The following is a 13,436-nucleotide window of genomic DNA, read 5'->3' as shown; positions in this document are numbered from 1 at the left end:
ATGAAAAGCTTATGGGGCCGTCTGCACCCACCCCACAAGCCGCGCTTCGGTTGACGCACTGTTTCCGATCGATGGATGACTTCAAAGCCGATTGCGGAAAAACGGATTCCAGCGAACTGTGCCGAGCCTGACCCTTTCGCGGATCATCGTCAGAAGTCCCGATGCGGCGATGACACCCAGCCCAAGCACCGCGATCGCATCCGGATATTCGTGGAAGAAAGTCATGCCGATCGCCACGGCCCAGAGGATCTGAGAATAATGCGAGGGTGCAATCTGGCTGGCCGGCGCGATACGTGTTGCGACGAGCAGCGTTATCTGTCCCGTCGCCGTGCAGAGGCCGATGAAGGCAAAGGCGGCGAACTGGTGCAGATTGGGCATGACGAACTCGGGAATCGAGGCAATGCCGTTGAAGGTGAGGCCGTAGACCAAAAGCACGCCCATTATCGAGGTGCGCTTCTCCTTGCCCGCAAGCGAGCGGAGCAGCACGATGGTCATCGCCGCCAGGAATGCGACACCGATGGCTGCGACGTGCCCGAGTTCCAGCGCCTTGAAGCCGGGCCGCACGACGAGCAGAACACCGACGATGCCGGCCAGAACGGCCGCCCAGCGCCATGGCCCTATATCTTCCTTCAATACGACAGCCGACAGCACTGTCACAAACAACGGTGAGAGAAAGATCAGCGCATAGGCTTCGGCCAGCGGAATGGTGGTGAAGGCATAGATACCGAGAATACCGGCGAACAGGCCGGAAATCGCCCGCCCGTGCACCGCAAACGGACGGCTCATGCGCCAGAATTCACGCCACCTTTCCTCACGCGGCTTGCTGAAGAAGATGAAGATGCCGGAAAACAGGATGCTGAAAAAGCCGATCTCGAAAACGCTGATCTGTGATCCAAGCGACTTGATCGTGGCATCGCCCAGGGAAAAGGTCGCATAAGCGAACAGACCGAGCAGAAAACCCTTTTGCATTTGAACTTCCCCGAACAGCGACCGCAACGCAAAGCGCACCCCGGCCGCTTAAAGCAACCCGGACGCCCCTTAAGGGACAGACAGTCTGGCAGATTTGATCCTCACCCTATGGCTAGACCCGGCTACCTATGAGTGCAAGCCGCAAAAGCCGCAAAAACACCCGATCCGACCGCATCGATGCAGATGGCCGCAAGGTGCGGCAAATTTGTCCCGTCGACGCCATCATATCACCGTCACGGAAAGAGGTTAGCCCGTGTTGATCGTGGCGCTTGGCGGCAAGCGTGAAGGCGGCTAAACAATGTGGTGTGATTGCACCCGCTGATTTCGCCTGAAGCTTGCTGCGCGAACATCGCCTCACGAACCGAAAGGAAGAAGAATGCGGATAGTGATGATCGGTGCCGGTTATGTCGGCCTTGTTTCCGGTGCGTGTTTTGCCGATTTCGGCCATGACGTGATCTGCGTGGACAAGATGCCGGAGAAGATCGAAGCGCTGAAAAGCGGCCATATCCCGATCTTCGAACCGGGTCTGGAGGTCATCGTTGCCAACAACGCCAAGGCGGGCCGATTGAGCTTCACCACCGACCTCTCCTCCGCGGTTGCCAATGCCGACGTCGTCTTCATCGCGGTCGGCACGCCCTCGCGGCGCGGCGACGGCCACGCCGATCTCGGTTATGTCTATGCGGCGGCGAAAGAAATCGCCCATTCGCTTGACGGCTTCACCGTCATCGTCACCAAGTCCACCGTTCCCGTCGGCACGGGGGACGAGGTGGAACGCATCATCCGCGAAGAAAACCCTTCGGCCGATTTTGCCGTGGTTTCCAACCCGGAATTTCTGCGGGAAGGCGCGGCCATCGAGGATTTCAAGCGACCGGACCGCATCGTCGTCGGTCTTTCCGACGAGCGCGCCCGCCCGGTGATGACGGAGGTTTACCGTCCGCTCTATCTCAACCAGTCGCCTTTGCTCTTCACCACCAGGCGCACTTCGGAACTGATCAAATATGCCGCCAACGCCTTTCTGGCGATGAAGATCACCTTCATCAACGAAATGGCGGATCTGTGCGAAAAGGTCGGCGCCAATGTTCAGGATATTTCGCGCGGCATCGGCCTCGATGGCCGCATCGGCGCGAAGTTCCTGCATGCCGGTCCGGGTTATGGCGGCTCCTGTTTCCCCAAGGATACGCTGGCGCTTGCCAAGACCGCACAGGACTATGACGCCCCTGTGCGGCTGATCGAGACCACCATTGCCATCAACGACAACCGCAAGCGCGCCATGGGCCGCAAGGTCATCAACGCGGTGGGCGGCGACGTGCGCGGCAAGAAGATCGCGGTCCTTGGCCTGACCTTCAAGCCCAATACCGACGATATGCGCGACAGCCCGGCGATTGCCATCATCCAGACCCTCCAGGACGGCGGCGCCAAGGTGGTCGGCTACGATCCGGAGGGAATGGTGAATGCCCGCCATGTCATCGAGGATATCGACTATGCAAGCGGCCCCTACGAGGCTGCCGAAGGCGCCGATGCCGTCGTGATCGTGACGGAATGGAACCAGTTCCGCGCACTCGATCTGCCGCGCCTGAAGGCCATCATGAAAAACCCCGTTCTGGTGGATCTACGCAATATCTACCGCACGGACGAGGTCACCGGGCACGGCTTCGTTTATGCCGGCATTGGCCGCCCACACGACAGCAGTTCCGACAAGGGCCAATAGCGGTTTCGCCTTCGAAGTTTCATTAAAACGGTTTTTGCGCTTCGGTTCGGCCGCAAACGCACCAACGGATTTGGGATATAGTCATCATGCGTTATCTGGTTACCGGCACCGCGGGCTTCATCGGTTTTTACGTTGCCAAACGGCTGCTCGATGCCGGCCATTTCGTAACCGGTTTCGACGGCATGACGAAATATTACGATGTCAGCCTGAAAGAAAAACGCCATGCGATCCTTTCCCGCTCCAACGGTTTCAGGGCGGAAATCGGCATGCTGGAAGACACGGATGCGCTGAAGCGCGCGGCAGAGGCTGCCGAACCGGAAATCATAATTCACCTCGCCGCGCAGGCGGGTGTTCGCTACAGCCTCGAAAATCCACGCGCCTATATCGATTCCAATCTCATCGGATCGTGGAACCTGCTGGAGCTTGCCAAGAACCTGCGTGTCAAACACCTGATGCTGGCTTCAACTTCCTCCATCTACGGCGCCAATGAAAAAATTCCCTTTGCGGAAAGCGACAAGGCCGACGAGCCGATGACGCTTTATGCGGCCACCAAAAAATCGATGGAATTGATGGCGCACAGCTACGCCCATCTTCACAAATTGCCCACCACAGCCTTCCGTTTCTTCACGGTTTACGGACCGTGGGGACGGCCGGACATGGCGCCAATCAAATTCGTCGACGCCATCTCGAACGGCGAGCCGATCGATATTTACGGCCAAGGCAATATGAGCCGCGACTTCACCTATATCGATGACCTCGTTGAAGGTATCGTCCGGCTGAGCCAGGTCATTCCGTCCGAGGAAAACCGGGTAACTGAGGAAGGCGTCACCGACACGCTGTCGCACCACGCACCCTTCCGCATCGTCAATATTGGCGGCGGCCAGCCGGTAGAGCTGATGCACTTTGTCGAAACGGTCGAAAAGACGGTCGGCAGGCCGGCAATCCGCAACATGTTGCCGATGCAGCAGGGCGACGTCCCCCGCACCTTCGCTTCACCCGATCTTCTGAGGGCCTTGACGGGCTATGTGCCGCAAACCCCGGTCGAGGAGGGCATCAAGGCCCTCGTCGCCTGGTATCGTGACATGCAGTCGACAGAGCTGCGCGAATAAATCAAAGCGTCGCTAGAAGACGATTTGAAAGCATACCGCCGGAGGCGCTCTGCATGGCGATCTTGGTTTCCACGGCTTCGATGATCGTATCGCTGAAATCGACATCGGTGAGGTCGCGAATGTTGGAGAGACCGCCGGGCGAAAACACGTTTACCTCCAGTATCTTGTCGCCGACAATATCAAGCCCGACCAGGAACATACCGTCTTCCACCAGCTTCGGCCGCATCATTTCGGCAAGCGCCACAATCTCGTCCGTCACCTTCACGGCCTCGGCAGTGCCCTTGGCGTGAATGTTGGAGCGCAGATCGCCTTTTGCCGGAACGCGGCGCAAAGCCGCATATTGTCCGTCGCGCATCAGAGGCTTGCCATTCATCATGAAGAACCGAATATCGCCATCCTTGGCGGCCGGCAGATAGGCCTGTGCAATCAAGTAACCTTCGAGACTGACCGCCTCGAAAATCTGGTTGAGATTGGCCTCCTTGCTGGAGCCGATCTTGAAGACGTTCTTGCCGCCTGAACCCTGCAGCGGCTTGACGATGACACCCTTAGGGTGGGTATCCGCAAATGCGCGTATTTCATCGACATTGCGCGAGATGATCGTGGTCGGGCGTACGATTTCCGGAAAGCTCTGGAAATAGAGCTTGTTCTGCGCCAGCGCCAATCCTTCCGGGTCGTTCAAAACCACAACGCCGCGCTGTTCTGCCAGCCGCCCGAACAGAATGCCGGCATGCACCGCCCATGGCCGCGTCGTCTGATCCAGCGAGGGATCGTTGCGCAGCATCAGCGCGTCGATTTCCTCTACATCCATGGTACGCCGTTCCAGTGCTTTGTCCTGAAGTGCCGCGTGAAAAGCATCGGCTTTCTTGTATTTGGCCTTCGGTAGAACGGTGGCGTGTACGGTCAGGCTATCATCCGAGCGCAAGGTAAAATCGCCAGGCGTCAGATACACCACCTCGTGACCGCGATTGAGCGCCGCCATGGCCAGCAGGCCGGTTGCGAAAGTAGGCCCCTCAGTTTCGATGGAATTGACGAAAAATGCGATACGCATAAGCCCCTCCTGTAATATTACAATGTCGCCAGTTCGGCGATGGATAATCCGGCCCGTATCTTTTCCAGCCGCTCATTGGCCTTGGCCGGCAGCAGAAAAGCGGGACGTACGCCCGGCGGACGCAAGAGGCCGCGCAAGGCAAGCTCCTGCATCACCGGGAAATGGGCAGCGGCAATCTTGCCCATCCAGAACGGATCGAGCGCGCCACCCTTGCGCAGATGCTCCAGCACCTCCGCAAGCCCACGCAGATAGATCGCGTCCTTGGAAAGACCGCCGCCACGATAGATGCGCAAAACCATGTTGAAGGCGCCAGCCTCGTCGAAACCATGATCGCGGGTCATAGTCCGGAACGTCTCAACAAAAGTCGCGCCGTCCAGCATGGCGGCGCAGCCGACGACACGGCCGGCGATCAGCCGCAGGCGCTCGCGCGTCATGCCGCCGGCCAGATGTTCCGCCAGCACTGCCAGCCCTTCCTGCACGCCCTCGTAACCGGAAAGGCCGGTGCGGAAGAGCCGGAGGCCCTGAAACGAACCGTTGAAATAGGTGAGGAGATGCACGCCGATCTCATGCGACAGCAGCGCCTCGACCCGGCGCTGTTCCATGACGGTGTGGCGAGAAATCAGGAGCTTCTCGCCCGTCACCATCAGGCCAGGCGGCAGGTCATCCCTGATCTCGACACGCGCCTTGAATTCCGGCTCCTCCGCCAGATAGGTCTCGATCATCTCGCGCGATTTTTTGGCGACCGCATAACAATCGACCATGGCGATTTCGCCGCTCTCATCCTTGCGTGGGCAATCGGCAAGCACCTTGAGCGCCAGCGTCAGAAGCGCGGGTTCGACGGCACCGTAAAGGGCGCGGGAGAAATCGGTGAAAGTACGGCGATGCAGATTGGCGAGCATGGTCAGTTGCAGATCGATCTCCTGCTGTTTCTCCCGGTAGAGATGATAAAGCACCGGGTCTTCCAGATGATCGAAAACGACGGAATAGAGCTTGCGTTTCTGCTCCTCGACGTCAACGCCGAGCGGCCGGTAAAGCAGGCGCGGCGCATATTGGAAGCTGCCATCGCGAAATTCCTCGAAGGCCCGGCGGGCATTGATCGGCGTCACGGACAGAAGAAAATCAAAGGACGAGACGATGTCGTCTATTGAACGATCGGCACGTCTGACGGCATCAACGAAGGCCTTGCGGCCGAGCGCGCGATGGCTGGTAACCTTGAGTGCATCTTTACCGGCAGCGAATGACGAGAAGGCCTGAAGGCCGGCATCGAAAATATCCGCAATCATCGTCTCGCGCAGGCCGGGATAATCGGCGCCGGATTCAGGCTGTCGGTAGATCGGCGCGAAACGCACGCTGATGCAGGGAAAATCAAGCCCGGCATTTTGAAATCTGAGGATCGGATCGGCATCCGGTTCGGGCCGGGTTATGCGGGGCGTGCGGAAACGCACTTCGGCATCACAAACCGCCTTAATGAAAACACGGCGGGCACTTTGCGTTTCCGGCTCAGATGTTGCAGAGACGGAAACCTCATAATGCGGCAGGAAAGGTGAATCGTCAGCGAGCAGAATGTCGTGTTCCAGTTCGCCGATATCGAGAACCATGAAGGCGCCGAAACGTTCGCGCATGGCCGTGCCGACGGCTGCAATTAGGGGTGCAGCCTCCTGAATGCTCGATGCGATCAGATAAGATGCATGCGCAGAGGCGATATCGCGGGCCGCAAGGTCCTTCGTGCCACCAGTCAGATGCAGGCAAAGAAACGGCAGCGGCCGGTCGATATGCAGCCGGCCGTTCTTTCCGACATCACGACGGACGGCTTTGCCGGCCTCAAGGCAGGCGACGACATCGTCTACCAGCTCGATAACCGGTAACGGTTCACTACGCGCCGAGGAGACGTTCATCGCCGCGCCCTCAGGCACTCTTCGAGTACCGGCTGAAGTGCCGTGATAGCGTCGCGAATATCGGAAACGACGCGCTTATCCGGCTTACCGGTCCACTCGTCCATGAAGAATTTCTTGAACTCCACTGCGATGGCGCAGCCGTTCTGCGCAAAACGCTCGTGAATAAACCGGGTCTGCTCACCCTTGCCCTGAAAGGCGACGTTCTCGCGTACATCAAGGCGGCGTCCGCCGATGGTGGCTGTCGCAAAATGATGGCCCACCGCACTCACGACGTCACTCCAGCGGCTGCGATCCATGGAAAATGTGCCGATATTGATATCAGGCGCTTCCGCCTGGGGCGTTTGCGGCGCTGTAGCGCCCTGCCGGCGATGATTGTAGCTGTGTATGTCCAGCACGACAAAAGCACCATGCCGCCGCTCGACGGTTGAAAGAACTGCTTCGAGCATTGCGTAATAGTCGGCATGAAAATCGAGCGATTGCCGGGTGGCCTCTTCCGGCGGCTCCTGTTTCCAGACCGCCAGCCCCCAGGATTGTTCCGGCTTCAGATAAACTGCCTGATCGGCGGACCGGTTGAGATCGATTTCGAAACGCGAATGGTGAACGACAATGCGGTTTGTCATCCCCGCGATCATCTCGCCGGTAAAAGGGTCTTCCTCTCTCAGCCGCTGGTCGGCGGAAATAGCCATCAGCGAGGCTATGTCCGGGCGAATGAGATGACCATCATGAATGGCCGTGCCGATGATCGGTGAATTGCCGAAGTCGATCGACCAGAAACCCTTGTATTCGTCGTTGCCGCGGCACTCGCCGTCACTGTGTCTGGCTGTCATGCTGCCTCCCCTGCATCTGGGGTAAAACAGCACGACTCGCCGGTTTGTTCCGATAAAAATTGCGCGCGATACATTTGTCCTCGGCAAGAATCCGCCTGAAAAAATGCGGAACCATACCGGAAAGCTCACGTTGTTCTGGCAGGAGGGCCGCCGTGTCAAACGGACACGATGGCGCTGAAGAACATCGGGATTTTTCCGTTTTCTCCCGGTGGCCAACGAAATGGCAGCCGAGCTTCTTACCCATCCGGCGCCCTCCGTCCCCGCTTTCCACGCACAAGGAACCGCGACATGGAAAAGACCGAAACGCGTAAACTTGCAGAAGAATATCTGCGGCTCGGCGGCACCCGTCAGGTCATGATCGACGACAACAAGACCTTCGTGCGCCAATGGGAAGACGAACCGGCAGAAGCCGAGACCTTCTGGCAAACGAATATCGAAAAGCTCGATCCGGAGCGCCGTGAGGATGTGGAGTTTTTTCTGCCCTCCGTGAATTCGGACAAAGACGAAAACAGATAAACAGGAAGGAAACAGACATGACTGCCATCAACACTGCGAAAATCGTCATTCTCGCAACGGACGGCTATGAGCGTTCGGAACTGCGCGTGCCATATGATCAGCTGAAGGCCAAGGGCGCGGACGTCAAGATCGCCTCGATCAAGGATGGTGAGATCAAGAGCTGGGACGAAAAGAACTGGGGCGACAGCATCGCCGTCGATATGTCCGCGAAGAACGTCAGCGCCAATGATTTCGATGCACTCGTCCTGCCCGGCGGCCAGATCAATCCGGACGTATTGCGTCATGACGAGGATGCAATGCGCGTGGTGCGAGATTTCGTCAAATCCGGCAAGGTCGTGGCTGCCATCTGCCATGCCCCTTGGCTTCTGGTTGAAGCAGATGCCCTGCGCGGTCGTGACGCGACCTCCTATTGGTCGATCAAAACCGACCTGAAAAATGCCGGCGCCAACTGGAAGGACGAAAAGGTTGTGACCGATAAGGGCATCATCACGTCTCGCAGCCCCGATGATCTGGACGCCTTCGTCGCCAAAATCATCGAGGAGGTCGAAGAAGGCAACCACGAGCGCCGCGCTGCCTAAGGGCCGTAAAGCGGAAAAAAACCAGAGCGCATCCGGCCTATCCAAAATGGCCAGATGCGCTCTCTGTCTTTGTTTGTTCGCATTTTCCAGACGTAACCCGCCAGGCGTTTCCACCGTAAATGCCCTGCACCTTTCAGGAAAACTCCATGCCCACATCGGAACTGACGAAGGAACGCGACCTCAGGGAATCGAAACCCCTTTGGGCCGACACGCCACGCATAGGCCTCCGCACCAGAAACACCCCGAGTTCCGACCATTACGATACGATCGTCGTCGGCGCCGGCATCAGCGGCGCGCTTGCCGCCCATGCGTTGCAGAGACCGGGGCAATCCATGCTGATCGTCGACCGGCGTGATCCGGTGATGGGCAGCAGTGTCGCCAGCACTGCGATGATACAGCACGAGATCGACACACCCCTTATTGAGCTCAGAAAGATGATCGGCAAGGATGCTGCTGATCGGGCGTGGCAGCGCTCCGCGCGCGCCGTGCTGCGGCTGGAGGAAATCGTTTCTTCGCTTGGCATTTCCTGCAGCATGGCGCGCAAACAGGCGCTTTATCTTGCCGGAGACGAGATGGGTTTGCGTGCATTGAAGGCCGAAGCGGCAGCGCGCGAAGAGGCCGGGATCGAGGCCCGCTTTCTCGACACCGCAGAACTTAAAAACGACTATGCGATTGAGCGGACAGGGGCGATCCTCAGCGATATCTCCGCTTCCGCCAATCCGGCGCAGCTGACGGCAGGCCTGTTGCGCCACACAGCGGGCGCCGGCGCTGAGATCGTTTCACAACTTGAAATCACCGATCTTCGAAATCTCGGTGACGAGGTGGTCGTCGCCACAGCACAGGGCAAAATCATTTCCGCGCGCAATATCGTTTTCTGCACCGGATACGAATTCCTGAAATCGCTCGAAAGCCCGAAACACCAGATCATCTCCACCTGGGCGCTGGCGAGTGCGAAGGGTATCGATCTGCCGGACTGGCTGAATAGCCACATCCTCTGGGAGGCTTCAGATCCCTATCTCTACCTGCGCACCGACCGGGACGGGCGCCTTATTGCCGGTGGTGAGGATGAAGAGAACTCCACATCCTACCTGTCTGAGAGCAAGCTTGCCTCCAAGGCGGATGCAATCAAACGCAAGATCGAAAAGCTTCTTGGCGTCGACATCGGCGAACCCGAATATCGCTGGGCGGCCGGCTTCGGCACGACCACCACGGGCCTGCCGCTGATCGGCGCGGTTCCCGGCATGAAGAACGTTTATGCCGTCATGGGCTTTGGCGGCAACGGCATCACCTTCAGCCAGATCGCCGCCGAGATAGTCGCCGCTGCCGTTAATGGTGGCAAGGACCCCGACGCCGATCTCTTCCGTTTCGACTGATGCCGCTTGTCATCCTATATGCGGCGGAGCGTCTGCTGGAATATAAAACGTTGCGCGCAACAGAGCCGGAACCATAGGGGCTCCGAAAGGTTTGTCTCCCGTGCGCAATGGCGTACATCACGCACTTTCACACCATGGGAGAAGAACCAATGGCCGAGAAAAAACTCGACGACCTGTTTTACGATACGCTGAAGGATATCTATTACGCCGAAAGGCAGATCCTGAAAGCTCTGCCGAAAATGGCGCGGGCAGCGACAGACCCGAAGCTGAAACAGGCCTTCGAAAAGCACAAAGAAGAAACGCAGGGCCAGATCGAACGCCTGCAGGAAGTGTTCGAGATCATCGGCAAGCGGGCGCAGGGTAAGACCTGCGAGGCCATCCAGGGCATCATTGCCGAGGGCGAAGAGATTATGGACGATTTCAAGGGCACCGCAGCTCTCGATGCCGGTCTCATTTCCTCAGCCCAGGCGGTCGAACATTACGAAATCGCCCGTTATGGCACCCTGAAGGCATGGGCCGAAAAGCTTGGTCATGCCAATGCCGTTACCCTGCTGGATGCGACGCTGAAGGAAGAGTCCAAGACGGACGATGCGCTGAGCGCGCTTGCCAAGACATCGATCAATGCCGCAGCACAGAAAAAGGCGGCCTGATCGCCTTTTCCAACTGCACAAGCAAAAACCGGAATGGTCACCCATTCCGGTTTTTTTTGTTTGATTGAATCCGCCTCGTTTTACGGCAGGGTATAGGCGATCACATAGTCGCCCGGCTTGGTTCCAACCGAGCCGTGACCACCCGCAACCATCACAACATATTGCTTGCCGCCATCCAGCGCATAGGTCATGGGCGTTGCCTGCCCGCCAGCCGGCAGACGTGCTTCCCAGAGCTGTTTGCCGGTGGTGAGGTTGTAGGCGCGCAGATAGTTGTCGACGGCAGCACCGAGGAAGGCCACGCCACCCTTGGTAATCATCGGCCCGCCAATGCCCGGTACGCCCACCTTGAAGGGCAACGGCAGCGGCGTCATGTCATGGACCGTGCCGTTCTTGTGCTTGTAGGCGATATCGCCGGTGCGCAGGTCGGCACCCGCGACATAACCCCACGGCGGTGCCTGGCAGGGGACTTTTAGCGGACCGAGGAACGGTCCCATGAAGACGCCATAGGGCGCACCGTCATTGCGGTTCAGCCCCTGCTCACTGCCCTTCTCGTCCTGGCCCTTCGGCGGGATGTCGGCGCGCGGCACGAGCTGCGAGGTAAAGGCAAGGTATGTCGGCATGCCGAACATGACCTGACGTTCGGGATCGACCGCGACGCTGCCCCAGTTGAACGTGCCAAAATTGCCGGGATAGATGATGGAGCCGTTCAGCGAGGGCGGCGTATAGCGGCCCTGATAGTTCAGCTGATGGAAGCGGATGCGGCAGGCGAGCTGATCGAACATGGAGACGCCCCACATGTCCTTTTCCTTCAGCGGCTCCGGCTTGAACGACAGCGCGGTGGTTGGCTGAGTCGGGGAGCTGAAGTCCTCAGGGATTGTACCGCCCGGTGCCGGTTCTTCCGTAATCGGCAGAAGCGGCTCACCCGTGCGCCGGTCCAGAACGTAGATATCGCCCTGCTTTGTAGGGCCGACGAGTGCGGGAACGCTTTGACCGTTCTTGGTGATGTCGAGCAGCACCGGCTGGGCCGGCACATCCATATCCCAGAGGTCGTGATGAACCGTCTGGCGCACCCAGCGATCCTTGCCGGTATTGATATCGAGCGCCACGATGGAGGAGGAATATTTCTCCACATTCTCGCTGCGACCCATACCAAGCTGGTCCGGCACCTGATTGCCGAGGGGTACGTAAACGAGGCCAAGCCCCTCGTCGTAGCTCAACACGGACCAGCTGTTCGGCGAGTTGGTAGTGTAGGTTTCGCCTGCGGCAATCGGCTCGGTCTTTTCCGGATTGCCCGAATCCCAGTTCCAGATGAGTGCGCCGCTGTTCACATCGAACGCACGGATGACGCCGGACTGTTCCTGCGTGGAGTAGTTATCGTTCACCGCACCGCCGATGATGATCTTGCCCGCCGCGATCACGGGCGGCGAGGTCGAATAATAATAACCGGCAGGATTGTATTTCATTCCCTGTTCCAGATGCAGCACGCCCTGATCCGCAAAGGATGTGCAAATCTGACCGGTCGCTGCATCAAGCGCAATCAGCCGCGCATCCGAGGTCGGCAGGTAAACGCGCTGGGCGCAGGCGGTGCCCTGTGCGGCATTGGGTTCGGCATAATAGGAAACACCGCGGCACGTCTGGTGCTGGCGGTCCGGGTTAAGACCGACATTGGGGTCGTATTTCCATTTTTCCTTGCCGGTGGCGGCATCAATGGCGATCGCCCAATTGTGCGGCGTGCAGATATAAAGCGTATTGCCGATCTTGAGCGGCGTTACCTGATAGGTGGTTTCACCCACATCATCCGGTAGCTTCACGTCGCCGGTCTGGTACCGCCACGCTTCCTTCAGCTGCGAAACATTATCGACATTGACCTGCGTCAGCGGCGAATAGCGCTGGCCATAAGGCGTGCGGCCGTATTGATGCCAATCGCCATCCGGCACGTCGCCGCCATAGATCGGAGCGGACGCCACCTTCTCCTCTGGCAAGGACCCTGCCTGGTCATGCGGATCCTGCGCCATCGAATATCCCGCCACCACAATGGAGGCGAGAACCGAGAGCGCGAGTGGCCAGGCATTCGGGCCGTAATTCAGCCCTGTCGGGCTTGAAAAACCGAGAGGCTTCCTGACCCAAGGCACCAGCAACCACAGGCCGATAAGAATGACGATGCCACCCCGCGGCCCAAGCTGCCACCAGTCGAAACCAACTTCCCAGAGTGCCCAGGCGAGTGTCGCGACAATGAAGACGGCATAGACGTGGAGAGCTGCCCGGTTACGCTTGAACAGCAGAATGGCTGTCAACAGGAAGGCCATACCGGAAAGGACGTAATAGAAGCTCCCGCCCAACATGACGAGCTGAGAGCCGAAACCGAACAGCGCAAGGCCGATCAGCGATAGAATAACCGCAGTAACGGTGACTGCCATGAATGAAACCCCCGATTCCTGTCACTTTGCGTGAAATGGAATTGGGGGCAATCTGGTTCCATACAAACTCAACATTCACCGTGAAAAATTTCACGGCATGATGGTTATGGGTTTTGTGGCGCCGGGGCCGTCTCCGTCTGAGCGTTTTGCGGCCGGTTCTCGTCGGGTTCGAAAACCGCGTATTCGACGACCGTCCAGACCACCAGCGCGAGAAGCAGACTGACAACCAGAATGACAAGAACCGGACGTCCTTTTACCCCTTGCCGCGCCCGCGTTGCCGTTTCATTTTTCGGATCATGCCGACCGCCAAGATAGCTGGTATTTTCTCTGGCCATGTCTCTCACTC

13 protein-coding genes are annotated in these 13,436 nt (G+C 58.4%); 6 read left to right on the top strand and 7 right to left on the bottom strand.

What is annotated here, in order from left to right; all coding sequences use genetic code 11:
- Positions 1–81: 81 nt before the first annotated feature.
- Positions 82–969, bottom strand: coding sequence for a DMT family transporter (locus tag J5276_RS21185; protein ID WP_004432025.1), 888 nt, complete (start codon positions 967–969; stop codon positions 82–84).
- Between the two features lie 376 nt (positions 970–1,345).
- Here J5276_RS21185 and J5276_RS21180 point away from each other — a divergent pair, with 376 nt between their 5' ends.
- Positions 1,346–2,677: a UDP-glucose/GDP-mannose dehydrogenase family protein gene (locus J5276_RS21180; protein ID WP_035252640.1), complete on the top strand. Its 1,332-nt coding sequence runs from the start codon at positions 1,346–1,348 to the stop codon at positions 2,675–2,677.
- 86 nt (positions 2,678–2,763) lie between these two features.
- Positions 2,764–3,786 carry an NAD-dependent epimerase gene (locus J5276_RS21175; protein WP_174012241.1) on the top strand — a complete coding sequence of 341 codons (1,023 nt, stop codon included), beginning with the start codon at positions 2,764–2,766 and terminating at the stop codon, positions 3,784–3,786.
- 1 nt (position 3,787) lies between these two features.
- Here J5276_RS21175 and J5276_RS21170 read toward each other — a convergent pair whose 3' ends face one another.
- From J5276_RS21170 to J5276_RS21155, 4 genes are read right to left on the bottom strand one after another with little or no spacing between them, the layout of a single operon-like run.
- On the bottom strand, positions 3,788–4,834 hold the full coding sequence (locus J5276_RS21170) for a glutathione synthase (RefSeq protein WP_004432010.1): 1,047 nt from the start codon (positions 4,832–4,834) through the stop codon (positions 3,788–3,790).
- A gap of 17 nt (positions 4,835–4,851) precedes the next feature.
- The gene (locus J5276_RS21165) at positions 4,852–6,729 is read right to left on the bottom strand and encodes a flavohemoglobin expression-modulating QEGLA motif protein (protein ID WP_111799415.1); all 1,878 of its coding nucleotides are present in this window, start codon (positions 6,727–6,729) and stop codon (positions 4,852–4,854) included.
- Positions 6,726–7,556: an N-formylglutamate amidohydrolase gene (locus tag J5276_RS21160; RefSeq protein WP_174012239.1), complete on the bottom strand. Its 831-nt coding sequence runs from the start codon at positions 7,554–7,556 to the stop codon at positions 6,726–6,728. The genes J5276_RS21165 and J5276_RS21160 overlap by 4 nt, the downstream gene beginning before the upstream one ends.
- Positions 7,537–7,800 (bottom strand): hypothetical protein, encoded by a 264-nt coding sequence (locus tag J5276_RS21155; RefSeq protein ID WP_076844517.1) that lies wholly within the window; start codon positions 7,798–7,800, stop codon positions 7,537–7,539. Before J5276_RS21155 ends, J5276_RS21160 begins: the two co-directional genes overlap by 20 nt.
- Positions 7,801–7,844: 44 nt before the next feature.
- Here J5276_RS21155 and J5276_RS21150 point away from each other — a divergent pair, with 44 nt between their 5' ends.
- The 4 genes from J5276_RS21150 (at position 7,845) to J5276_RS21135 (ending at position 10,673) form a co-directional block, all read left to right on the top strand.
- Positions 7,845–8,072 carry a hypothetical protein gene (locus tag J5276_RS21150; RefSeq protein WP_004431991.1) on the top strand — a complete coding sequence of 76 codons (228 nt, stop codon included), beginning with the start codon at positions 7,845–7,847 and terminating at the stop codon, positions 8,070–8,072.
- Between the two features lie 17 nt (positions 8,073–8,089).
- Positions 8,090–8,650, top strand: coding sequence for a type 1 glutamine amidotransferase domain-containing protein (locus tag J5276_RS21145; RefSeq protein ID WP_013762115.1), 561 nt, complete (start codon positions 8,090–8,092; stop codon positions 8,648–8,650).
- Between the two features lie 146 nt (positions 8,651–8,796).
- Positions 8,797–10,023, top strand: coding sequence for an FAD-binding oxidoreductase (locus tag J5276_RS21140; protein WP_113473297.1), 1,227 nt, complete (start codon positions 8,797–8,799; stop codon positions 10,021–10,023).
- A gap of 149 nt (positions 10,024–10,172) precedes the next feature.
- Positions 10,173–10,673 (top strand): ferritin-like domain-containing protein, encoded by a 501-nt coding sequence (locus J5276_RS21135; RefSeq protein ID WP_004431986.1) that lies wholly within the window; start codon positions 10,173–10,175, stop codon positions 10,671–10,673.
- 80 nt (positions 10,674–10,753) lie between these two features.
- Here the strand turns inward: J5276_RS21135 and J5276_RS21130 are convergent, their stop codons facing one another.
- Positions 10,754–13,090, bottom strand: coding sequence for a glucose/quinate/shikimate family membrane-bound PQQ-dependent dehydrogenase (locus J5276_RS21130; protein ID WP_174012237.1), 2,337 nt, complete (start codon positions 13,088–13,090; stop codon positions 10,754–10,756).
- 104 nt (positions 13,091–13,194) lie between these two features.
- A complete protein-coding gene (locus tag J5276_RS21125; RefSeq protein ID WP_004431981.1) occupies positions 13,195–13,425 on the bottom strand; it encodes a hypothetical protein in 231 nt (76 codons plus the stop codon).
- Between the last annotated feature and the right edge of the window lie 11 nt (positions 13,426–13,436).

This window comes from Agrobacterium sp. S7/73 (assembly GCF_019355535.1).
GTDB classification, from domain to species: domain Bacteria; phylum Pseudomonadota; class Alphaproteobacteria; order Rhizobiales; family Rhizobiaceae; genus Agrobacterium; species Agrobacterium tumefaciens.
The sequence above is the reverse complement of the archived record's forward strand: the minus strand, read 5'-3'. Positions and strand labels throughout refer to the sequence as shown.